Annotated in this window: 17 protein-coding genes; 7 read left to right on the top strand and 10 right to left on the bottom strand. The window is 52.1% G+C overall.

The window, feature by feature from the left end; translation table 11 throughout:
* The first annotated feature begins 24 nt into the window (after window positions 1-24).
* Complete coding sequence (locus ABDW72_RS14195; protein ID WP_347159240.1) at window positions 25-1,215, top strand: MFS transporter; 1,191 nt, start codon at window positions 25-27, stop codon at window positions 1,213-1,215.
* A gap of 107 nt (window positions 1,216-1,322) precedes the next feature.
* Window positions 1,323-3,884, top strand: a complete 2,562-nt coding sequence (locus tag ABDW72_RS14190) for a family 20 glycosylhydrolase (RefSeq protein WP_347159239.1) — start codon at window positions 1,323-1,325, stop codon at window positions 3,882-3,884.
* A gap of 24 nt (window positions 3,885-3,908) precedes the next feature.
* Here the strand turns inward: ABDW72_RS14190 and ABDW72_RS14185 are convergent, their stop codons facing one another.
* From ABDW72_RS14185 to ABDW72_RS14175, 3 genes are all read right to left on the bottom strand, one after another.
* The gene (locus ABDW72_RS14185; RefSeq protein ID WP_347159238.1) at window positions 3,909-4,733 is read right to left on the bottom strand and encodes an aminotransferase class IV; all 825 of its coding nucleotides are present in this window, start codon (window positions 4,731-4,733) and stop codon (window positions 3,909-3,911) included.
* Between the two features lie 123 nt (window positions 4,734-4,856).
* A complete protein-coding gene (gene dprA / locus ABDW72_RS14180) occupies window positions 4,857-5,978 on the bottom strand; it encodes a DNA-processing protein DprA (RefSeq protein ID WP_347159237.1) in 1,122 nt (373 codons plus the stop codon).
* Between the two features lie 23 nt (window positions 5,979-6,001).
* On the bottom strand, window positions 6,002-6,349 hold the full coding sequence (locus ABDW72_RS14175) for a MerR family transcriptional regulator (protein ID WP_347159236.1): 348 nt from the start codon (window positions 6,347-6,349) through the stop codon (window positions 6,002-6,004).
* Between the two features lie 202 nt (window positions 6,350-6,551).
* Here ABDW72_RS14175 and alaS point away from each other — a divergent pair, with 202 nt between their 5' ends.
* The 3 genes from alaS to ABDW72_RS14160 all read left to right on the top strand — a co-directional run bounded on the left by alaS (window position 6,552) and on the right by ABDW72_RS14160 (window position 11,893).
* On the top strand, window positions 6,552-9,188 hold the full coding sequence (alaS, locus tag ABDW72_RS14170; protein WP_347159235.1) for an alanine--tRNA ligase: 2,637 nt from the start codon (window positions 6,552-6,554) through the stop codon (window positions 9,186-9,188).
* Window positions 9,189-9,314: 126 nt separating this feature from the next.
* Complete coding sequence (gene gatB, locus ABDW72_RS14165; RefSeq protein ID WP_347159234.1) at window positions 9,315-10,772, top strand: Asp-tRNA(Asn)/Glu-tRNA(Gln) amidotransferase subunit GatB; 1,458 nt, start codon at window positions 9,315-9,317, stop codon at window positions 10,770-10,772.
* Between the two features lie 8 nt (window positions 10,773-10,780).
* The gene (locus ABDW72_RS14160) at window positions 10,781-11,893 is read left to right on the top strand and encodes a redoxin domain-containing protein (protein WP_347159233.1); all 1,113 of its coding nucleotides are present in this window, start codon (window positions 10,781-10,783) and stop codon (window positions 11,891-11,893) included.
* Window positions 11,894-12,015: 122 nt separating this feature from the next.
* On the opposite strand, the gene ABDW72_RS14155 is transcribed toward ABDW72_RS14160, so the two are convergent.
* The 3 genes from ABDW72_RS14155 to ABDW72_RS14145 form a co-directional block, all read right to left on the bottom strand.
* A complete protein-coding gene (locus tag ABDW72_RS14155; RefSeq protein WP_347159232.1) occupies window positions 12,016-12,660 on the bottom strand; it encodes a hypothetical protein in 645 nt (214 codons plus the stop codon).
* A gap of 10 nt (window positions 12,661-12,670) precedes the next feature.
* Window positions 12,671-13,201 carry an acyl-CoA thioesterase gene (locus ABDW72_RS14150; RefSeq protein WP_347159231.1) on the bottom strand — a complete coding sequence of 177 codons (531 nt, stop codon included), beginning with the start codon at window positions 13,199-13,201 and terminating at the stop codon, window positions 12,671-12,673.
* A gap of 90 nt (window positions 13,202-13,291) precedes the next feature.
* Window positions 13,292-13,954, bottom strand: coding sequence for a protein-L-isoaspartate(D-aspartate) O-methyltransferase (locus ABDW72_RS14145; protein ID WP_347159230.1), 663 nt, complete (start codon window positions 13,952-13,954; stop codon window positions 13,292-13,294).
* A gap of 194 nt (window positions 13,955-14,148) precedes the next feature.
* On the opposite strand from ABDW72_RS14145, the gene ABDW72_RS14140 reads away from it, so the two are divergent.
* Complete coding sequence (locus ABDW72_RS14140; RefSeq protein WP_347159229.1) at window positions 14,149-14,733, top strand: riboflavin synthase; 585 nt, start codon at window positions 14,149-14,151, stop codon at window positions 14,731-14,733.
* A 57-nt stretch (window positions 14,734-14,790) separates the two neighbouring features.
* Here ABDW72_RS14140 and ABDW72_RS14135 read toward each other — a convergent pair whose 3' ends face one another.
* From ABDW72_RS14135 to hemF, 4 genes are all read right to left on the bottom strand, one after another.
* Window positions 14,791-15,723 (bottom strand): DUF4249 domain-containing protein, encoded by a 933-nt coding sequence (locus ABDW72_RS14135; RefSeq protein ID WP_347159228.1) that lies wholly within the window; start codon window positions 15,721-15,723, stop codon window positions 14,791-14,793.
* A 2-nt stretch (window positions 15,724-15,725) separates the two neighbouring features.
* Window positions 15,726-18,071 (bottom strand): TonB-dependent receptor, encoded by a 2,346-nt coding sequence (locus ABDW72_RS14130; protein ID WP_347159227.1) that lies wholly within the window; start codon window positions 18,069-18,071, stop codon window positions 15,726-15,728.
* 85 nt (window positions 18,072-18,156) lie between these two features.
* Complete coding sequence (locus ABDW72_RS14125) at window positions 18,157-18,732, bottom strand: phosphatase PAP2 family protein (RefSeq protein WP_347159226.1); 576 nt, start codon at window positions 18,730-18,732, stop codon at window positions 18,157-18,159.
* A gap of 2 nt (window positions 18,733-18,734) precedes the next feature.
* Window positions 18,735-19,634: an oxygen-dependent coproporphyrinogen oxidase gene (gene hemF / locus ABDW72_RS14120; protein ID WP_347159225.1), complete on the bottom strand. Its 900-nt coding sequence runs from the start codon at window positions 19,632-19,634 to the stop codon at window positions 18,735-18,737.
* Between the two features lie 208 nt (window positions 19,635-19,842).
* On the opposite strand from hemF, the gene ABDW72_RS14115 reads away from it, so the two are divergent.
* Window positions 19,843-21,921: an alpha-ketoacid dehydrogenase subunit alpha/beta gene (locus tag ABDW72_RS14115; RefSeq protein ID WP_347159224.1), complete on the top strand. Its 2,079-nt coding sequence runs from the start codon at window positions 19,843-19,845 to the stop codon at window positions 21,919-21,921.
* Window positions 21,922-22,052: the final 131 nt, after the last annotated feature.

Below are 22,052 nucleotides of genomic sequence, written 5' to 3'. Positions count from 1 at the left end.
TCACTATTTGACATTTTCCTGTACATGAACAATTCCGTTTCGGCTATGACAGCCCCGCAACTCACCCGCCTGAATCTTTGGGTGATGACGATAGCCACCGGGCTGGTGGTAGCCAATTTATACTATAACCAGCCCCTGTTGGGTAAAATTGCGACCGATTTAGGCATCACCGAAGCGAAAGCGGGCACGATCTCTATGCTCACGCAGATCGGGTATGCGGTAGGTATGCTGTTTATCATTCCGCTCGGCGACATGCTGCGGCGCAAGCGGCTCATCATGCTGGACTTTGTGCTGATTATGGCCAGTTTGCTGCTGGCAGCCTTCTCGCCCAATATCAACCTGCTGCTGCTGGCCAGCTTCCTGATCGGCGCTACCTCGGTGGTGCCGCAACTACTTGTGCCTATGGCTGCGCATCTGGCCAGACCAGAGGAGCGTGGCCGCACTGTGGGCTTTGTCATGAGCGGCCTGCTGATTGGTATCCTGCTTTCCCGCACCCTCAGCGGCGTTGTGGGAGAGTACCTGGGCTGGCGGGCCATGTTCGTGATTGGTGCCGGTATGATGTTCATTCTCTGGGTGGCCCTTTACTTCCTGCTCCCGGAGATACAACCCGAGTACAAGGGCACCTACAAACAATTGATGACATCGCTGATTCACCTGACGAAAAACGAACCCCTGCTGCGGCTTGCCTCCGCCCGGGGTGCCTTGTGCTACGCCTGCTTCGGCGCTTTCTGGACCACGCTGGTATTCCTGCTGCAGGAGCCGCAGTTCAATGTCGGCAGCGACGTGGCCGGCGCTTTTGGTTTGGTGGGAGCATTCGGCGCGCTGGCAGCCTCTTACATGGGTAAGTTGAGCGACAAAGGCAACGCCTTTCGTATCACCACGATCAGCATTGCCTTCATTGTACTTTCGTATGTAGTGTTCGGGCTGTCGAGCCATAGTATAATTGGGCTGGTGATCGGGGTGATTGTACTGGATATGGGGGTGCAGGCAACGCATATTGCCAATCAAACACTCATTTTCTCGTTACAGCCAGAAGCCCGTAACCGTCTCAACACCGTGTATATGGTCACTTACTTTGTAGGAGGAGCTACGGGTACTTACCTGGCCAGCCAGGCCTGGCACCGCTGGAACTGGCTGGGCGTGGTAGGCGTCGGGTTGGTATTATCTGCCCTGGCGCTACTCATACATATCCGTTTCCTGCAGCGATCAAGGTAGAACACGTTGCAACCGCCAACTCTCTGCGATGTATGCGTTTCGAAGTACTTTAATTTTTACAGTAATTATATTATATTTAAGTATAATCTCACCACATATAAGCTTTTATGAAACAACTGCTGGCAGTAATGCTCTTGATCTTTGCTTTTTGGACCTCCGGATGTGCCCAGGTAAAAAAGGAAAGCACGGCCTTTCAAGGAAATAAGCTTCAGGTAACCTGGGAGTTGGCCGATAACAACTATAATAATCAGAAACAGGCGCTTTGGGCCTTAACCCTTACCAACACAGGCCAGGAGCCGTTTCCTGCCGATGGCTGGAGTCTGTTTTTCAATGGCTCGCCTTCCTTCAAACCAATGGGAGATACCCCGGTTGAGCTGGAACATGTGAATGGCGACCTGCTGCGCTTTACCCCCACAGCTGCTTTCAGCGCTATTCCGGCAGGAGGCACGCGGCGCCTGGAGTTTATCTCCAACGGACAACTTGTTAACAGCACCAACGCTCCCAAAGGATTTTACCTGGTTTGGGATGCGGCGCCTGGCAAAGGAGTGGCCATAGGTGATGTAACCTATAAAACGCCTGACCGCAGCCAGAACGAAAAGCTCTGGATACCGGCTGAAACAGTATACCATCAAAATGAAAGTATACAGGACATCCCGGCAGAAAAACTGCCCAAAATCTTCCCGACACCTGTTAGCTACAAAGAAACAGGAGCGACCTTTACACTGACCTCTGCAGTGCCGCTCGTTGTAGCGGACGCATTTAAGCAGGAGGGAAGCTTGCTGGCCGATTACCTGGGCACTGTTCTGGGTAAAAAACCTGCTGTGAAGGCAACAGGTTCAGGCAAAGCCATTCAGTTGAAGCAGCAGCAGGGCTTGGGTCCTGAGGGCTATAAACTGCAGGTTTCAGCGAACGAGATAGTGATCACGGCCTCTACGCCGGCAGGTGCTTTTTATGGCGTACAATCTTTAAAAACCCTTTTACCTCCTTCGGCACTCGGCCAGCCGCAATCTTCTGTTGCTGTGGCCGGAGTTAATGTGACCGATTCTCCGCGTTTTGGCCATCGGGCGTTTATGCTCGATGTGGCCCGTAACTTCCACTCGAAAGAGGAGGTGCTAAAAGTGCTTGATCTCATGGGCTTATACAAGCTGAATGTGTTCCACTTCCACCTGACAGATGATGAAGGCTGGCGGCTGGAGATACCGGGATTGCCCGAACTGACCGAAATAGGAGGCAAACGCGCCCAAACCCTCGATGACGCGGAGAATCTAGTGCCTTCGTATGGCTCGGGCGCTACAACAGAAAGTAGGGCCGGAACAGGTTACTACAGTAGAGCAGATTTCATTGAAATACTCAAGTATGCGGCGGCACGCCACATTATGGTGCTGCCTGAGATTGAATCGCCCGGCCATGCCCGTGCCGCCATTAAAGCGATGGATGCCCGTTACAAGCGGCTGATGCAGGCTGGCAAGCCAGAGGAAGCTAAAAAATACCTGCTCCGCGACCTGGAAGATAAGTCCAAGTACCAATCTGTGCAGAACTGGGACGATAACGTGATTGATGTGGCACAGCCCTCGACGTATGCTTTTCTGGAGAAGGTGGTAGACGAGATGCTGCAGATGTATAAGGAAGCCGGCGCTCCCATCAAGACCGTGCATTTTGGAGGTGACGAGGTACCGCGAGGTGTATGGGAAAAATCTCCGGCAGTAGAAAAACTGATTGCCCAGAATCCGAAGGTTAAAGGGACAGATGATCTTTGGTTCTACTACTATGGCAAAGTAAACGACTTGCTGAAAGCCCGCAACTTATACTTGTCTGGCTGGGAAGAGATCGGACTGAAGAAGGTAAAGGAAAACGGTAAAACGGTGTATGTTCCGAACCCGCAGTTTGCAAATGAAAACTTTCATGTGGATGTATGGAATAACCTGAACGGAGCAGAAGACCTGGCTTACAAGTTGGCCAATGCCGGGTATAAAACAGTGCTCACGAACGTTACAAACTTATACTTCGACTTGTCCTATCAGCGCGACTATGATGAAAAGGGACTGAACTGGGGCGGTTACCTGGATATTGATAAGCCCTTTTACTTTATCCCCTTCGACTACCTGAAGAACATGAAAGAAGACAGCCAGGGAAACCCAGTTGACCCTGCCCGCTACAAAGACAAGGTGAAGCTAACAGAGGCTGGCAAAGGTAATATTGTGGGCTTGCAGGGTGCATTGTGGAGCGAAACCCTGACCAGCCCGGAGCGAATGGAGTATATGCTACTGCCTAAGCTGCTGGCGCTGGCCGAAAGAGCCTGGGCACCAGACCCAGCCTGGTCTACTGAAAAGGAAGAGGCCAAGCGTACGACCCTGTACAACCAGGCCTGGTCGGAGTTTGTGAACGTGCTGGGTAAAAGAGAACTGCCGCGTCTGAGCCACTACCATGGCGGCTTCGAGTATCGCATTCCGACACCTGGGGCCATTGTAGAGAACGGAAAAGTGGTTGCCAATTTGCAGTTGCCTGGCCTGGAGATCCGCTATACTACCGATGGTTCGGAGCCTACACAAAGTAGTAAGCTGTACCAGGCGCCTGTTCCAGCCAATGGCCCCGTTAAGCTGAAGGTGTTTACCCCCGCCGGTCGTGCTGGCCGCACAATAACAGTGCAAAACCAGCAGGCTGGGCTATAGTAAAGTAAGTTTAATATAAAGGCGCTATACTTTCGCAAAAAGCGCCTGCTGCAATAATTGCAGAAAGAGGTGGTCGGTTCCGGCCACCTCTTTCTCATTAATGGCCTTTATACTTCGGATACCGGTTACGTTGGCAGCAAATACTGCATCGGCCCTATAAAGGGCGGCAGGCCCTGTACTGACCTCTTCTACACGAAAACCATTTGCAGGAGCTACACGAAGTACGTTGCGGCGCAGAATACCATTTACGCAGCCAGTCGTTAAAGCAGGGGTAAAAAGCACATCGCCCTGAAGCCAGAAAATAGTAGACGAGATCAGCTCTGCCACATCGCCCTGAAAGGAAAGTAGCAGCATATCTTTGTAGTCGCCTGCTTGCTTTTCATGTCCGGCCATGACGTACAGCAGAGCATTAGGCCCTTTGAAGTGAGAAAAAGGAGATAAGAGTGTCTGTGTCTGCTGGCAAATGCCAATGGTTAGTGGCTCATCGGCGGCAGCTTGCGTGGGCTGTGCGGTAGCCAGCCAGTCGGCGGCATCTGTCTGCGGTGTATATAGCCCCGCGCCACTGCGCCATACTTTTAATTTTAAGCGGCCATACCCAGAAGCGTTTTTTAGTGCTGCCAGGTGCAGGAGCTGCTGCTGCAACTCATCCGGAGAAAGCTGGTCGAATAAAGAAAGCCGGAGCGCTTCCACCGCCTCCTGCATGCGTGCCACGTGATCGTTCCAGAACCGGATGCGCCCATTCAGCACGATCATCGTTTCAAAAAAGCCGTCGTTGTACTGGAAAGCTCGGTTAGAAAGCGGCAGCCGAAGCGCCTCCTCGGGTATAATGTGGCCATTATAAAGCAGCATGAGGGAAGTTTAGGAGTAAGTGAGTTAAAAAGTTAGAGAGTTTGAAATTGAGGAGGTAATTATTTTTCGGCTAGCTGTGTAGGGATAATTATCCCTGGCTCTATACATGAAACAAATTATGTTTTACCCTATCAGCACGAACTTTTTGCCGGGCATGGCTTTCACCACTCCTTTAAACTCTAGCCCCAAAAGCACCGAAGCCAGGAGACTGACGGGTAGTTGTGCTTTCCAGCTCAGATTGTCCATGTGCTCCTCGCGCGATTGCTGCAACACCTGCAGCACTTTCCACTCATCCTCTGAAAATTCTTCCGGGTTGTACTGGAAAGCAGCTTTTTTTCGGGCTGCGGCCGAGTCTTCCAGATCCCAGTTCAGTAACTCCACCAGGTCCTGCACGCAAGTATAAACAGCCGCTTTGTTGGATTTGATCAGGTAGTTGGTTCCTTCCGAAACCGTAGACGTCAAGTTACCGGGCACTGCCATTACTTCTTTGTCATAACTATGGGCAATGTTGGCCGTTATGAGCGTGCCACTTTTAAGGGCGGCTTCTACCACAATGGTGCAGTCTGACATACCGGCAATGATGCGGTTGCGGGCCGGAAAGCGCGGCGCATCCGGTTTGGTGCCGAATGGATTTTCCGTTAGCAAACCGCCTTGTGTCAGCATCCGCTCGGCATACTTGCGATGCACGGCCGGGTAGATGGTGTCCGGTCCGCTGGCCATCACGCCGATGGTTGGTAGGCCAGCCTGTAGCGCTGCCCGGTGCGCCACAATGTCTACGCCATAAGCCAGGCCACTCACCACCAGTACATTGTATGGCTTCAGATCTTCCACAATGCGCTCCGTTATACTTTGGCCATAATTGCTGATCTGCCGTGTGCCTACCATGCTGATGATGCGCCGCTGGTTCAGGTTACCATTGCCCCGGAAGTATAACAGGATAGGCGCATCTACCAGTTGCTTGAGCCGGTCCGGGTATTTGGGCGAAGTATAAAAAAGCAGCTGCACATCCTGCTCCTCTGCTTGCTTCAGCAGTTGCTCAGCCTGTAGCAAGGCACTTTTAGCGCCGCTTGTAATGTTCTTCACCAGCCCGTTGCCGATGCCAGGAATACGGATCAGCTTGCCCGCAGGCAGGTTAAATACAGCTTTAGGTGAGCCGCTGTAACTTACCAGCATCCGTGCAAGTTGTGCGCCCACACCGGGCAGCTTAGTCAGGGCTACTTCGTATAAATTCTGCTCTTCTACCATTTGGTAAAGTGCATACGCAGCAGCTAGGCTTTGGTGTTCAGTTGGTCCTTAATCCCAACCAAAAACGCCTTTACCTTCTCCAGCGACTGGATAATTTCTATCTTATCTTTTGTCTGAACGGCCTTGTTACGCAGCATCTCTTTGGCCCCCTGAATGGTATAGCCACGCTCTTTTACCAAGTGGTATACCGTTCGCAGCATCTCAATATCTTTGGGCGTGTACTGGCGGTTTCCTTTTTTACTTTTTTTCGGTTTGAGTTGCTCAAATTCCGTCTCCCAGAAACGGATCAGCGACGGAGCGACATCAAACATAGCAGCCACTTCTCCGATAGTATAGTACTGCTTCTCGATTTCTTTTTCTTTATAAGGCATAGGTAAAAGTCTATATGATGATATCGCTGCAACTAATTTCACGGCCGATGCTACTCAATCAAGCTAAAATATGCTACTTTTGCTTATAAGGCGCAGGTCAGAGCCCGCAAATTCAGCGCGTTTCTGTCAGGCAAAAATTCTATATTTTTTGTTCTTAAACAACAAGTATAGCGTTAAGTATCTAAATGCTTCATACTCATACATGAATTCAGCTGAGATTAGACAAAAGTTTCTGGACTTCTTCGCATCCAAGCAGCACCAGGTGGTGCCATCGGCACCCATTGTGGTAAAAGACGACCCCACGTTGATGTTTATCAACTCAGGGATGGCACCCTTCAAGGACTATTTTCTGGGCAACAAGCCCGCACCCTATAAACGCATTGCTGACACCCAGAAATGCCTGCGCGTAAGCGGCAAGCACAACGACCTCGAGGAAGTAGGCTACGACACCTATCATCATACCATGTTCGAGATGCTGGGCAACTGGTCTTTTGGGGATTACTTTAAAAAAGAAGCGCTGACGTGGGCCTGGGAATTACTAACCGAAGTATACCAGTTGCCCAAAGACCGCCTTTACGTTTCTGTTTTTCAGGGAGACGAGAAGGATAACCTGGCAAAAGACCAGGAGGCCTATGATATTTGGAAAACGATGATCGCGGAAGACCGCATTCTGTTCGGCTCCAAAAAAGACAACTTCTGGGAGATGGGCGACACCGGTCCTTGCGGTCCCTGCTCCGAGATCCACATCGACCTGCGCACCGAAGAAGAACGCGCGCAGGTAAACGGCAAAGACCTGGTGAACAATGACCACCCGCAGGTGGTGGAGATTTGGAACAATGTGTTCATGGAGTTCAACCGCCTGGCTGACGGCTCGCTAGTAAAACTACCTGCACAGCACGTGGATACCGGTATGGGCTTCGAGCGTTTGTGCATGGCTATCCAAGGCAAGCGCTCCAACTACGATACCGACGTTTTCCAGCCCCTGATCCAGTTTGTGGCGCAGGAGGCTGGCGTTAAGTATGGCGAGAACGAGCAGATCGACATTGCCATCCGCGTGATGTCCGACCACATCCGCGCCATTGCCTTTGCCATTGCCGACGGGCAGCTGCCGAGCAACAACAAGGCCGGCTACGTGATCCGCCGCATCCTGCGCCGCGCGGTGCGCTACGGCTTCACCTTTCTGAATTTCAAAAAGCCGTTCCTGTACAAGCTGGCCGCGGTACTGGCCGAGCAGCTGGCGGACGTGTTCCCGGGGCTGAAGGAGCAGATCATCTTTGTGCAGCGCGTGATCGAGGAAGAGGAGAACGCTTTCCTGCGCACGCTTGACAATGGGCTGAAGCGCCTGGATGCGATGGAAGAAACATTTCAGCAGCAGAACAAGACCATCGACGGTAAAACCGCTTTTGAACTATACGACACCTTTGGCTTTCCGCTGGACCTGACGGCATTGATTGCCCGAGAAAAAGGGCTGAAAGTGGACGAAGCTGGCTTTGCTGTAGAGATGGAGCAACAGAAGAACCGCTCACGCAATGCCTCCGCCACCGAGCAAAGTGACTGGGTGATCCTGCAGCCGGACATGGTGAACGAGTTTATCGGGTACGACTGCGACACAGCCGATGCGCACATCGTGCGCTACCGCCAGGTAAAAGCAAAGAACAAAAATGAGTATCACCTGGTGCTGGACCGCACACCTTTTTATGCAGAGAGCGGCGGACAGGTAGGCGACACCGGCTACCTGATCTCCGAAAAGGAGCAGGTAGAGGTACTGGACACAAAAAAGGAGAACGACCTAATCCTGCACATCACGGCAAAGCTGCCGCAAAACGTAGAAGCGGCTTTCCGAAGTGAGATCAATGGCGAGCGCCGTAACTTCATCCGGAAAAACCATTCGGCCACACACCTGCTGCAAGCTGCTCTGCGCAGCGTATTAGGAGAGCATGTGCACCAGCGCGGATCCCTGGTAAATGAGAAATTACTGCGCTTCGACTTCTCGCATTTTGCGAAAGTAGAGGAGGCGCAGCTGCGCGAAGTAGAGCATTTGGTGAACGAGCGCATCCGCGAGGCGATTCCGTTGGACGAGCAGCGCAATGTGCCGATTGACGAGGCAAAGCGCATGGGCGCAACTGCTTTATTTGGTGAGAAGTATGGCGAGTTTGTGCGTGTGATCACGTTCGGCCGGGAGCACTCGGTAGAGCTTTGCGGCGGCACGCACGTTTGGAATACAGGCAATATCGGCTACTTCAAGATCGTATCTGAAAGCTCCGTTGCCGCTGGCGTTCGCCGGATAGAGGCCGTTACTGCCACTGTGGCGGAAGAATACGTGCAGCAGCAGCTAAATGAACTGCATGCTGTGCGGGAGGTGCTCGGCACACAGAGTAACATATCCGGCGCAGTGCAGAAGCTGCAGGAGGATACCAAAGCCCTGCAAAAGCAGTTGGAGCAGTATGAAATGAAGCAGCTCACAAGTCTGAAAGATGCGCTGGCGCAAAAAGCACAGTCGCTGGATGGCGTGAATTTTGTAGCTGAAAGGGTAGATGTCAGCCATGCGGACTATCTTAAAAAGCTGGCTTTTGACCTGCGGCAGACAGTAGACAACCTGGTGCTGGTGCTGGCTACCGAGATTGATGGTAAGCCGCAGTTAGCCGTGATGTTATCAGACAACCTGGTAGCGGAAAAGAACCTGAATGCCAGCCAACTGGTGCGCGAATTGGCGAAAGAGATCAAAGGCGGTGGCGGCGGTCAGCCCTTTTATGCCACAGCCGGCGGCAAAGATAGCGCCGGTTTGCAGGCCATACCTGCCAAAGCGCTTGAATTAGTGAAATCGATCATACAGAAATAGTACGACTGCATACATGCCTTAGTGAGAGCAACAAGTATAAACTTAAGACCGAATAATGCGGCTACCACTTACATAAAGACTGAAGTATAACAGCTATAAATTGATCAGTACAGTACATAAAATAAGATGGATCAAGCAATAAGAGATAAGTACCAGGCCATCATTGGCCTGGAGGTACACGCCCAGCTCCTGACAGAGAGTAAAGCCTATTCTTCTGATTCGAACGAGTATGGCATGCTGCCTAACACGAACCTGAGTGTGATCACGCTGTCGCACCCGGGTACGTTGCCCCGGGTGAATAAGCGGGTAGTAGAAATGGCCGTGAAAATGGGAATTGCGACCAACTGCGATATTACGCGTTACAATTTGTTTGCCCGCAAAAACTACTTCTATCCCGACCTTCCGAAAGGCTACCAGATCACACAGGACAAAACACCAGTTTGTACGCTGGGTTACCTGAACATCAAAGATGCGGAAGGAAATGACAAACGGATCGGCATCACCCGCATCCACATGGAGGAAGATGCCGGCAAATCGATGCACTTGCCTGGCGAGGTAGAGACACTGGTAGACCTGAACCGGGCTGGTGTGCCGCTGATCGAGATCGTGTCCGAGCCTGATATCCGCGATTCGGAGGAAGCATACAATTACCTGACGGAAATTCGCCGCCTGGTGCGCTACCTGGATATCTGCGATGGCAACATGGAAGAAGGCTCGCTACGCTGCGACGCCAACGTATCGGTGATGCTGAAAGATTCGCCCTTGTGGGGTACCAAAGTGGAGGTGAAGAACATGAACTCCTTCCGCAACGTGCAGCGTGCCATCGACCATGAGATAGAACGCCAGATCATGGTGCTGGAAAGCGGCGGCAAAGTAGACGGGGAAACGCGTGGCTTTGATGCCAACACTGGCACTACGGTAGGGCAGCGCTCCAAAGAAAGTATGAACGATTACCGCTACTTCCCGGAGCCGGACCTGCCGCCGCTCGTGATTGAGCAGGAGTGGCTGGATGGTATAAAAGCCGCCATGCCGAGTCTGCCGCAGGAACTGTACCAGCGCTTTGTGAAGGAGTATGGTCTGCCGGAGTATGATGCCGCCGTGCTGACTGACGCAAAAGAAATTGCTTTATACTTTGAGGAGCTCTGCAAGCATACAACCAACTATAAAGCTGCTTCTAACTGGATGATGGGCCAGGTAAAATCATACCTAAACGAGCTGCAGCTGCACATCCGCGACTTTCCGTTGCAGCCGGAACAAATTGCCGGCCTTATTGCTTTAGTAGATGCAGACAAGGTGAGCCACTCGGTAGCAGCCAAGCAGATTTACCCGTACATGCTGGAGCATCCGGGCACCTCCGCGCAGCAGGTGGCTGAGGAGCAAAACCTGCTGCAGCAGTCCGACAGCGATGAACTGACGGAGATCATTCAATCTGTGCTCGGCGAGAACCCGGCAAAAGTAGAGGAGTACAAAGCCGGTAAGCAGGCATTAGTTGGCATGTTTATGGGAGAGATCATGAAGAAAACTAAAGGAAAGGCCGACCCGAAAGTAGCCAACAAGCTGCTGCGGGAACACCTGAACGCATAACTAACAGTATGAAATATACAAAAGTAGTAACGGCTGCTGCCATGGTGGCGCTGTTGGCAGGCTGCCAGAGCAATAAATCTGTCTCGAACGAAGATGGCTATACTGTACAAGGGCAGTTGCAGAATGCCACGGCCGGTGACAAAGTATACTTGTTTGAGCTGGGCGATCAGCAGTTTATTGCCCGCGATACGGCTGAAGTAAACAAAGATGGCTCCTTTACCTTTACAGGTACCGTTAAAGAACCTACTATGTACCGGGTAACGCTGGACCAGCGCAATGGCCTAATGCTGGTGCTGGACAATGAAAAGATAAAAGTAGCGGGCGATGCCAAAGATCTGAATGGAACAGCTAAAGTGGAAGGCTCCGAAGAAAGTGCCTTGTTCCTACAGCTCAACAAGCTTGTGAACGAGTCGCGATTAAAGCAGCAGGACCTGGAAGACCGCTATAACAAAGCCATGGCCTCCGGCAACCAGGACTCTGTTGTCATGATACAAGAGGAGTATGGAGCGCTGCAAAAGCAAGTGAAAGACTTCCTGGCGCAGCATCCAAACTCAGTAGTTACTGCATTCGGTACGGCCACCCTGATCGACCCGACCAGTGATTTTGCTTTTGCCGATAGCATCGCCACTTTGCTGAACAAGAACATTCCAAATTCGCGCTATACTATTCAGCTGAACGAGCGGCTGAAGCCATTCCGCAATACAGCCATCGGGCAGGTAGCACCGGATATTACCTTGCCAACACCGGATGGTGGCACCAAATCCCTGTCTTCGCTGCGGGGCAAGTATGTGCTGGTTGATTTCTGGGCGAGCTGGTGCGGCCCCTGCCGCAAAGAGAACCCCAATGTGGTGAAGATGTACAATAAGTATAAAGACAAAGGTTTTGAGATCTTTGGCGTGTCGCTGGACCAGTCTAAAGATAAATGGCTCAAAGCCATTGCGGATGATAACCTATCCTGGTCGCATGTCTCGGACCTGCAGGGATGGCAGAGCAGCGCCGCCCAGTTATACAACGTAAATGCTATTCCGCAATCTGTTTTAATCGATCCGCAGGGCAAGATTATTGCCAAAGGGTTGCGTGGCGAAGACCTGGAGCAAAAGCTGGCAGTTCTCCTCAAGTAATATACTAAAGCTGTTGTGTCAATAGACCAATAGCTGTGCAAAAGAAAGCGGCCTTTCCTGATACCAGGAAAGGCCGCTTTCTTTTGGTTAGAGATGAGCTTATACTTGCTGAGGCCGCTTCATTACAAGAACATCTGCCGCAATGCATTCCATAGATTCTTTTTATGCTCCACTTCATGCTCCAGTACCGAGAGTGCCTGTGAAAAGACCACCGGAACAGTGCCCACAGATACCGGATTATAGAGCGTAAATTTCTCATGTGGCAGCTCGGTATCCAGGCGGCTGGCAAAGCTGATAATGTAATTTACTTCCAGCTGTTGCTGCAATTCCTCAAATCGCGCAATTTTGCCAGACACATTGTTCACATAAGCCACATCAGCTTTCTGCAGGCCAATGGCATACAATATTTTTTGCAGAAACTCCAGCTGCGGCAGCTTTTGGAACTCCTGATCAGGTAACGTAACCAGCACAAGCACCCCTTTCTTGTTTTCTCCGGCTATCTGACAGGCAGCAACCGTTGGAGCCACTATATTCAGAAGCTTAGGAATAGCAGGTGTAGCCGCAGGTTTATCGGCTTTAAACGGAGCAGGGGGTGTAATCTTTGGAGCAGCCGTTATTGGTTCAGGTACAGCAGGAGTTGCCGGTGTAGCAACGCTTTCATTTAGAGGAGCAGGCGCAGCGGCATCCACCGGGACCAGGTACAGGGTTTCGGTTAAGAAGTTCCTCAAAAATTCGGTGCTTACATCATCTGCCTGTAATCCTGCCATCGGTTTAAGTTTAGAGGGTATCTTCTGCGATATCGAAAATAGATTTCAGTTCGTTTGCCTCGCTAGGTTTCATGCGGCCCGCCAAAACCAGGCGCAGCTGCCGGCGGCGCAAGGCTCCGTCGTACAACTCAACTTCTTCCGGCGTTTCCGGAACCGCTTCGGGCACATCAATCGGGTTACCCTGTTGGTCTACGGCCACAAACGTGAAAAACGCCTGATTTGATCTTACTCTTTTGCCACTTGGGATATCCTCTGCATACACCACAATATGCACTTCCATAGAGGAACTGAAAGCGCGGGTTACTTTCGCCTCCAGCGTGACCACGTTGCCTAGCTTTATACTTTCAGCGAAGGAAACATTATCGACAGAGGCGGTTACCACAATGCGGTTGGAGTGTTTTTGTGCCGCAATGGCCGAAACAATGTCCATCCAGTGCATCATGCGGCCTCCCATCAGGTTGTGCAGGGTGTTGGTGTCATTAGGCAACACCAGCTCAGTCATAATCACATATGAGTCTTGTACTTTTTTCTGTTTACGCATTCGGTTAAGCTATTATTCTGCCGCAAAGATACGTTTCCGCTCGCAAAGGATAAAGCGAACTGCTAAAGTATAAGCCGCCAGCCATGTGTGCTACTGCATTTCTACATCCCAGCCCGACTTCCCGAGCAAAGGCACAAACTTGAAGTTTGAAAATTCTTCTCTGGTAAATTCGTTTTCTTCCACCCGCGTAATGCGCAACATCTTCTGCGTCTGCTCATTGCCGACCGGAATAACAAGGCATCCTCCGATATAGAGCTGCTGCACCAGGCTTTTGGGTACACCGGGCGCTCCGGCAGTTACAATAATCTTGTGGTAAGGCGCATGCTGTGGCAGGCCCTCTGAGCCATCGCCATGAAAGGTATGCGGGTGTAAGCCATACTTTCTAAAGAACAGGCGGGCTTTATCGTACAACGGTTTGTTGTATTCAATGGTATACACATGGGGTGTCAGTTGTAGCAACACACTGCACTGGTAGCCAGAGCCCGTCCCGATCTCCAGCACTTTGTCAGTTGGTTCTACCTGCAGGAGCTCCGTTTGGAATGCTACAGTATATGGCTGTGATATGGTTTGTCCTTCGCCAATCGGGAAAGCTTTGTCCTGGTAGGCCTGCTCCAGAAAAGCCTTTTCAAAAAAGAAGTGCCGTGGTACAGCGTCGATAGCGGCCAGCACGCGCTCGTTTCGAATGCCTTTTTCCTGTAGTTGCTTTACCAGGGCGCGGCGCATGCCTTTATGTCTGTACGAATCGGTTTGCATGAAGTATATACGTTTAAAAGCGCTGACATCGAATCAGGGCCTAGCAAAGCCTGGCCTTACTTGTCAGTTGTGCTACTGCGAAAATACGCATACCAACGCAGAAAATGGTCCTTTTTCCTGCTTTTAAGCGTTTTAAAGTTAAAAATTAACTGTTAAAAGCTAGTACCTTTGATTATCCAAATGAAACTGAACCGATGTTTACAGGAATAATAGAGGCTCTGGGCCAGGTTACAGCTATCCGCGAAGAAAACACCAACAAACACTTCACGGTTTTATCGCCCTTCACAAACGAGCTGCAGATAGATCAGAGCGTGGCACACAATGGCGTTTGCCTGACGGTTGTAGCGCTGGAAGGGGAGACTTATACGGTTACGGCCATTGATGAGACCCTGCAGAAAACGAACCTGAATGATCTCAGGTCAGGCGATCTGGTAAACTTAGAGCGCTGCATGCAGGCCAACGGTCGTTTCGATGGCCATGTGGTACAAGGCCATGTGGATCAAACCGCTGTGTGCGAATCAGTGGAGGATGAGAATGGCAGCTGGGTTTTCACCTTCCGCTATGATGCCGGAACGGGAAATGTAACGGTGGAGAAAGGCTCTGTTTGCGTGAACGGCATCAGCCTGACCGTGGTAAATTCACAAGAAGACCGCTTTTCTGTCGCCATTATCCCTTATACATACGAGCACACCAACCTGCAGCACGTACAGCCCGGCACACGCGTAAATCTAGAGTTTGATATCATCGGCAAGTATGTTGCAAAACTGCTGGGGCGCTAGTTTTATACTTGTAAACCGCAACTTTGCCTGGTGTAGAAGCCTGCGTCCGGATCAAACTTACCTCACGATAAAACGATAATAACTGACAGCATAGCCGCCCCAGATGCCGAAGCCGCCCTGTATGTTGGATTGCACGGTATTAGGAGAGCCCACAGGGCTGCCGTTGTTGTTCTGCTCGGCTTCCAGCGTACTCCAGAAGCGGTAATGAGCCAAATCTATGGCGGCCCAGCGTATTGTAATGGTGTCGCCTTTGCCAAAATAGCTGTACAGTTCCCTGTCCACCTCCTGCTGCCCCTTCGGTTCGCCCCGGTCCAGCGGGAAGCTGATGGAGCTTCCGTTCACCAGTTCATCGTTAAACACGGATGAGAAATAGCCGGGATAAAAAGGCTCCTGGTTGCGCCGCGTAAAGTACCGGATGCTGTTGCCTAGCGTATCAGGGTCGGTGTAGCGGTAGAAAAGCGTCACGAGGCTGTCCTGCTTGGGATATGGGTGCGGTACTGTCCAGAGCGAATCAAGCGGGTTGAGTTGCGGAATGGTGGTGGAGGAGGTAAGAACATGGCCGCCCTGGCTAATGCGCAGCTTGTAGAAGCCGCCAAGCTCACCCTTCAGCACATCCGAAGTATAAACATAGTAGATAAAACTGCTGCTGCCAAGCAGTTGCTGCGGAATACCCAACTGCTCCGACACAATGCGTTTTAATTCGGCTGAAAATTGGGTAGATGGCACTTCCTGCAGCACGTAATCCTGGCCCTGCGATGTTACAGTTACCTGCGCATCGTGCACAAAGCTTTTGGCCAGTTGCTCAGGAGAGATAGCAGAGAAAACAGGTACCGTCCGCGTCAGAATCAGGATCGGCGGTGCATCCTGCTCGATGTGGCCTTCCACCACCAGCTGCTCTTCACCTTCCGGTAAATCCAGCGTCAGGTTTTGCTCACAACCTACCAAGAGCAAAAGCAGCAGGGGCCAGACTTTAAAAAAAAATTGCTTCATGCTCATAACCAACTAAAATTCCAGGTGACAGACGGCAGCGGAAAAGGAATAACGGATACTTTCTTGGCCTGCAGTTTTATACTTCCGCTGTAGGGCTCGCCTTCGCTGTCGATGTAGTATAAAAACGGATTCTGACGCCCATACACGTTGTAAAGGGAGAAGGTCCAGCTCGATTTCAAGTTCTTCTGTTCCTTACCTGCCAGCGTGGCAGCCAGGTCGAGGCGGTGGAACGGCTGCATCCGGAAACTGTTACGGTCCCCATACTGGTACACTACGTTGCCTTCAATCAGGTAGCGGCGCGAAGGAAGGGTAGTGGCCTGGCCGGTGCCGTAAACAAAGGTGCCACCAAAGGTCCAGCGGCTGTTATACTTGTAACTGGCCACCAGCGAGAGGTCGTGGCGCCGGTCGTAGCGGGCAGCAAAGGTGTTGCCGTTGTTCAGCTGCGGAAAAGTACGGGTGGTGCGGGAGAGGGTATAGCCCAGCCAACCCTGTAGATCGCCCAGGTTTTTGCGTACAAACAGCTCCACTCCATATGATCGGCCCCTGCCCGTCACAAACTCATACTCCAGATCGCGGTTGCTGGGGCCGGGCACAAAGCCTTCGCGGTACTCCAGCTGGTGGCGCATCGTTTTATAGTATACTTCCACCGAACCCTCATACATGTTCTCTTGCATACTACGGAAGTAGCCAAGCGCATACTGCGTCGCCCGCTGCGGCTCTACCAGAGCCGAACTCGGCACCCATACATCCAGTGGCAGTGTGGTATACGCATTCGACACCAAGTGCACGTATTGTGCCAATTGCGTAAAGCTGGCCTTGACGGAAGATCGGCTGCTTACCTCATACCGCAGCGATACCCGAGGTTCCAGCGCCTGATACTGCTTTACTTTCTCGCCCCGGCTATAGTTGGTAGAATCTGTTACGAGCTGCTCCGCATCAAACCGGTACAAGGTAAATGGCCCCGATTGCTGAAAGTAACTGTTGCGCAAGCCCAGGCTCAGCAGCAGTTTATCAGTTACATTCCAATCATCCGACATGTAGAGGGCAGCCTCATGTCCATACTTGGGCAAGAGGCGGTCAGTCGAGAAATTCTGCCCCTGCTCGGTCTGTGCCTCGCCGGAGCGGGGCTGCAAACGATGGAAAGTATACTGGATGCCATACTGCAGGTGGTGACGCACGTTAGGCGTATAATCCAGATCCAGGTTAAGGCTGTAGTCGCGTACGCCGGTTTGTACGTTGGTGCTGATGCCGCCGTAGTCCCAGCCGAACTGAAAATCATACTTGCTCAGGATAGCCGACAGGTTCAAGAAGAACTTGTCGGAGAACAGATGATTCCAGCGGGCAGTAGCGGTGGCGTTACCCCAGAAAAAATCAGATGAAAAGCGGCCATCAGAAAGCTTGAGCTTGCCGGCATCGCGGCCATAGTAGCCACCCAGCGACAGCCTGTCCCTGGGTGAGAGGGTATAGTTGAGCCGGCCATTCAGATCATAAAAGTAGAACGGAATACCTCCTTGCTGGGTATTCCGCAGGAAAGGGCCAAACAGCACATCCATGTAGGTGCGCCTGCCCGAGAGCAGAAAGGAGGCTTTTTCTTTCGCAATCGGCCCCTGCAAGGTTAGGCGAGAGGAGATTAGCCCAATGCCGCCCTCTACTTTATACTTGGAGAAATCGCCGTCTTTCATCCCGATATCCAGCACCGACGAAAGCCGGCCACCGTAGCGGGCGGGCATACTGCCTTTTATTAAAGTGGTGCTCTCGATGGCGTCGGAATTGAAAACGGAAAAGAAGTTAAGGAGGTGCCCGGGGTTGTACACGGTCGCGCCATCCAGCAGCACCAGGTTCTGGTCTGCCGCTCCCCCTCGCACGTAAAAGCCTGTGTTGCCCTCGCCTCCCGATTGTACACCCGGCAGCAGCTGGATCGTTTTCAAAATATCCTGCTCTCCAAATAAGACCGGCAGTGTTTTGATGGTTTCAAGGGGCAGTTCCAGCTGTCCCATCATGGCGGATTCGGTGAGAGGGGGCTGCCGGTTAGCTGTGATCTCCACTTCTTCCACATCATAGGCCCCGGCATTAAGGGAGATGTTCTGCCGCAGGTCCTGCGTAAGCTGCACCGTTCGTTGCCAGGTCGCATACCCGACATATTTAGCCAACAGCATGTAAGTGCCGGCTGGTGCTGTGAAGGTATACTTGCCCTGCGCATCCGTAATAGCACCTACTTCAGGCAGCTCCTGCAGCGATATGGCCGCACCCGCCAGTGCCTCGCCGGTAGCAGCATCTGTCGCGCGGCCGGATAAGCGAAAGCGTTCCTGCGCTGCCGCGGGATGCGCCAGCAGAAGCAGAAGACTCAAGTATAAACTCGTAATAGTTAGGATTCTTTGCAAACCTTTATGCTCCTGTATGATCACGGGGAGAACAGCCAGTGCTGCTAAAGGTTTAACGATACATGTTAGGGAATTTGTTCACGAGGTAAGTATAACCAAGGGCACTTCCATAAGCCAGCAAGGAGCCGAGCACTGCCCCGCCCAGCACATCGAAGGGGTAATGCACGCCCAGGTATACGCGGCTGTAGCAAATCAGCAGCGCCCAGACCAGAAGCAACAGCTTGAAAATGCGGTAGCGGGCAGGCAACACCAGGTTAAAGAACACAGCCAGCGCGAACGTAGTTGCCGCATGTGACGACATAAAGCCGAACTGCCCGCCACATCCTTTTACAATATTGACCAAGGCTGCCAGATCAGGATCATGGCAGGGGCGAAGGCGTGCGAAGTAGGGCTTGAACAGGCCGGAAGCAATAAAATCAGCAAGGCCAATGGCTGCCACCGCCAGCAGCAGCATGGGGATGCTCCGGCGGCGGTAGCGGTAAATGATGTACCCCACAATGGCCATGTAAAAAGGAATCCAGACCAGCTTCGCAGACATAAAAAGCATAATGCTGTCCCAGAAGGGGCTATGTATACTGTTAATATCTATAAACAGCTGCTTGTCGAGCTTTTCCAGCGTCTCCATCATGTTTACTGCACGTTCAGCCAGTCAATATCCTTTTTCAGGTACCGCTGCGTTTTCTCTTCCGCACTGCCGGACTCCGGCGTAAAGTTATACTGCCACGAGGCAAGTGTCGGCAGGCTCATCAGAATGGATTCGATGCGCCCCTTGGTGAGCAGCCCGAACTTGGTGCCGCGGTCATACACCAGGTTAAACTCCACATAGCGGCCCCGGCGCATGAGTTGCCACTGCTTTTCGCGCTCCCCATACGGCAGGTCGCGGTTCTGATCCATCAGCTTGGTATAAAAAGGCGCGAAGGCATACGCCACGTCGTGCACAAAAGCTAACCGCGCTTCTATACTTATCTCATCGGTCGCCATGAGGCGGTCGAAGAAAATGCCGCCTACGCCACGCGTTTCATCGCGGTGCTGGTTATAAAAATAATCATCCGCCCACTTCTTGAATTCGGCATAGTAGCTGGCATGATGGCGGTCGCATACCTCTTTCAAGCGTTGGTGAAATTCCTGCGCCTGCGCGAGGTCAACATAAATAGGTGTCAGGTCGATGCCGCCGCCAAACCAGGCCTGCCCGTTACCGGCTTCAAAGTAGCGCACGTTCATGTGCGTGATCGGCACCATGGGGCTGTGCGGGTGCAGCACCACCGATACGCCTGTGGCAAAATAGTTCGGGTCGGGCATTTCCAGCATCTTCAGGAACACGGGAGACAGCTGCCCTTCAACGGCCGAAAAGTTTACGCCGCCCTTTTCCAGCACATTTCCTCCTTCTATCACGCGCGAAATACCGCCGCCGCTTTCCTCGTGCTGCCACGTATCAGTGCTAAAGGTGGCCCCGCCATCACTTGTCTCGAGCGCCTGGCATAAATCGGATTGGAACTGGCGCATGAACGCCTCAACTTTTTCTCTGAACATGGTTGTATGTCTAACTATAAGGAGCCTGATTCCACAGCGGCGCATCGGCGAACCGCGCAGATTTCTTCTCGAGAGCAGTCGCTGGTGGTACCGGCAAAGCTATTATCCCGATGCAAAATTACCTATTCTCCGGCGGTTTCCCGAACTCCTTTCAGATTTTACCTTAAAGCTGAAAATTTCGTAAATTCGGGCAAACCTTACGCTTTATATGTCTGAAACTACCCTTAACGTAACTAACCTCGACCTGGAATTACTAAAAAAGGCTTACCGGCTGATGTTTACTGCCAAAACCATGGCAGAAACCTATGAAGAAAACAAAGCTATTTGCGGCAAGTACGTGCACAGCACCTCCCGTGGCCACGAAGCCATCCAACTGGCCGCCGCTTTCCAACTGCAACCCTTCGATTACGCTGCTCCTTACTACCGCGATGATAGTATACTGCTGGGTATCGGCCTGGAGCCTTACGAACTTATGTTGCAGCTCCTGGCCAAAGCGGATGATCCTTTTTCTGGCGGTCGCTCCTACTATAGCCATCCATCGCTGAAAAGGGCAGGCTTCCCAACAATTCCACATCAAAGTTCCGCTACCGGCATGCAGGTGATTCCGGCCACCGGCATGGCGCATGGTATCGCTTACCTGGAAAGGCAGGGGCTGCTGCAAGGGGAGGAGAAACCTGTTGTGCTGTGCTCCATAGGAGACGGTGCGGTGACCGAGGGGGAAGTAGCTGAAGCATTCCAGATGGCGGTGCTGAAAGGATTGCCTGTTGTGTACCTGGTGCAGGACAACGACTGGGGAATTTCGGCTACTGGAAAAGAGATGCGCGCCATGGATGCGTACGAGTTTGCGGCAGGTTTTAAAGGCATGGAGCGCCTGCGGGTAGATGGCGCTGATTTTGTAGAATCATATAAAGGCATGCGTGTGGCGTTTGATTATGCCCGTCAGGTGCGCCGGCCGATTTTGGTACATGCCAAAGTGCCGCTGCTGGGGCATCATACGTCGGGTGTGCGCCGCGAGTGGTACCGGGGCGATAACCTGCACCAGCATGCCGAACGAGACCCGATTCCGAGGCTGCGCCAGATGTTGTTGGATGCTGACGTACCGGCAGCAGAAATCGAGCATCTGGAGCAGCAGGCGATGCAGAAAGTAGCAGCTGATTACGAGCGGGCACTGCAGGCGCCGAACCCCGATCCTGTCACCTTCAACACCCATGAGTTTGCCCCGACACCTGTAACAACTGAAGCAGGGGAACGAAGCCCTGCCGGAGCGGGAAAAATTACGATGGTAGATGCTGCCCTGCACGCCGTAGATGATATTCTGCGCACCTACCCGGAGGCGCTGTTTTACGGCCAGGACGTCGGAGGGGAACTAGGGGGCGTTTTCAGGGAAGCGGCTTTGCTGGCGAAGAAGTATGGCGATGCCCGCGTCTTCAACACCCCGATCCAGGAAGGTTACATCATCGGCTCTACGGCGGGCATGTCGGCGGTAGGCGCCAAAGCTATAGTGGAGATTCAGTTTGCCGATTATGTATGGCCGGGCATCAACCAACTGGTGGAGGAGCTATCCAAAAGCTGCTATCTGTCGAATGGTAAGTTTCCGATACAATCTGTTATTCGGGTGCCAATTGGGGCGTATGGGGGCGGTGGCCCTTACCACTCCGGAAGTATAGAATCCACGCTGCTCAACATCCGCGGCATCAAGGTTGTGTACCCCAGCAACGCAGCCGATATGAAAGGTTTAATGAAAGCCGCTTTCCTGGACCCGAACCCGGTGGTGATGCTAGAGCATAAAGGCATTTACTGGTCGAAAGTGCCAGGCACAGAAGACGCCAAAATGGCGGAGCCAGATGAAGCCTACATTCTGCCGCTAGGCAAAGCCAACATTGTGCAGCAGGCAGATGCGGAGCAATTGCGCCTTGGCAACAGCCTGGCTGTGATCACCTACGGCATGGGCGTATATTGGGCCAAGACTGCCGCAAAGCAATTCCCCGGAAGTATAGAAATCGTCGACCTACGTACGCTGAACCCACTGGACTATGACACCGTTCGCGCTTCCGTAGAACGCCACGGCAAAGCACTGATCTTGACGGAAGAGCCGCTGCTGAATTCGTTTGCTGAATCGTTGGCTGGCCGCCTGTCCAAAGATTGTTTTCAAAAGCTGGATGCGCCGGTTTATACTTTGGGTGCCGCCAACCTGCCGGCCATTCCTTTAAATGTGGAGTTGGAAAAGATGATGCTGCCGAATGCAGAGAAAGTAGCTGTCACTATAGAGGAGCTGCTGAATTATTAAAAAGCAACGGGTATCTACATCGTATAAATAAGTATAGCTAAAAGAACCGGTAAGTATAACGACACCCCATGAGCGAGTCATTATTTTACCGGTTCTTTTCTTTTCGTATGAAGTGCCATTAAAATTGCTCC

Origin of the sequence: Pontibacter chitinilyticus (assembly GCF_039748935.1) — a bacterium.
GTDB classification, from domain to species: domain Bacteria; phylum Bacteroidota; class Bacteroidia; order Cytophagales; family Hymenobacteraceae; genus Pontibacter; species Pontibacter chitinilyticus.
This window is presented reverse-complemented; position numbering and strand designations above follow the sequence as displayed.

What these genes read in the sequence shown, in the direction of transcription:
- dprA (WP_347159237.1), bottom strand. Translation starts at nt 5,978, where the DNA reads ATGGTAGAAGAGCAGAATTTATACGAAGTAGCCCTGACTAAGCTGCCC.
- ABDW72_RS14160 (WP_347159233.1), top strand. Translation starts at nt 10,781, where the DNA reads ATGAAATATACAAAAGTAGTAACGGCTGCTGCCATGGTGGCGCTGTTG.
- ABDW72_RS14195 (WP_347159240.1), top strand. Translation starts at nt 25, where the DNA reads ATGAACAATTCCGTTTCGGCTATGACAGCCCCGCAACTCACCCGCCTG.
- ABDW72_RS14175 (WP_347159236.1), bottom strand. Translation starts at nt 6,349, where the DNA reads ATGCCTTATAAAGAAAAAGAAATCGAGAAGCAGTACTATACTATCGGA.
- ABDW72_RS14135 (WP_347159228.1), bottom strand. Translation starts at nt 15,723, where the DNA reads ATGAAGCAATTTTTTTTTAAAGTCTGGCCCCTGCTGCTTTTGCTCTTG.
- ABDW72_RS14145 (WP_347159230.1), bottom strand. Translation starts at nt 13,954, where the DNA reads ATGCAAACCGATTCGTACAGACATAAAGGCATGCGCCGCGCCCTGGTA.
- ABDW72_RS14150 (WP_347159231.1), bottom strand. Translation starts at nt 13,201, where the DNA reads ATGCGTAAACAGAAAAAAGTACAAGACTCATATGTGATTATGACTGAG.
- hemF (WP_347159225.1), bottom strand. Translation starts at nt 19,634, where the DNA reads ATGTTCAGAGAAAAAGTTGAGGCGTTCATGCGCCAGTTCCAATCCGAT.
- gatB (WP_347159234.1), top strand. Translation starts at nt 9,315, where the DNA reads ATGGATCAAGCAATAAGAGATAAGTACCAGGCCATCATTGGCCTGGAG.
- ABDW72_RS14155 (WP_347159232.1), bottom strand. Translation starts at nt 12,660, where the DNA reads ATGGCAGGATTACAGGCAGATGATGTAAGCACCGAATTTTTGAGGAAC.
- ABDW72_RS14185 (WP_347159238.1), bottom strand. Translation starts at nt 4,733, where the DNA reads ATGCTGCTTTATAATGGCCACATTATACCCGAGGAGGCGCTTCGGCTG.
- ABDW72_RS14140 (WP_347159229.1), top strand. Translation starts at nt 14,149, where the DNA reads ATGTTTACAGGAATAATAGAGGCTCTGGGCCAGGTTACAGCTATCCGC.
- alaS (WP_347159235.1), top strand. Translation starts at nt 6,552, where the DNA reads ATGAATTCAGCTGAGATTAGACAAAAGTTTCTGGACTTCTTCGCATCC.
- ABDW72_RS14125 (WP_347159226.1), bottom strand. Translation starts at nt 18,732, where the DNA reads ATGATGGAGACGCTGGAAAAGCTCGACAAGCAGCTGTTTATAGATATT.
- ABDW72_RS14115 (WP_347159224.1), top strand. Translation starts at nt 19,843, where the DNA reads ATGTCTGAAACTACCCTTAACGTAACTAACCTCGACCTGGAATTACTA.
- ABDW72_RS14190 (WP_347159239.1), top strand. Translation starts at nt 1,323, where the DNA reads ATGAAACAACTGCTGGCAGTAATGCTCTTGATCTTTGCTTTTTGGACC.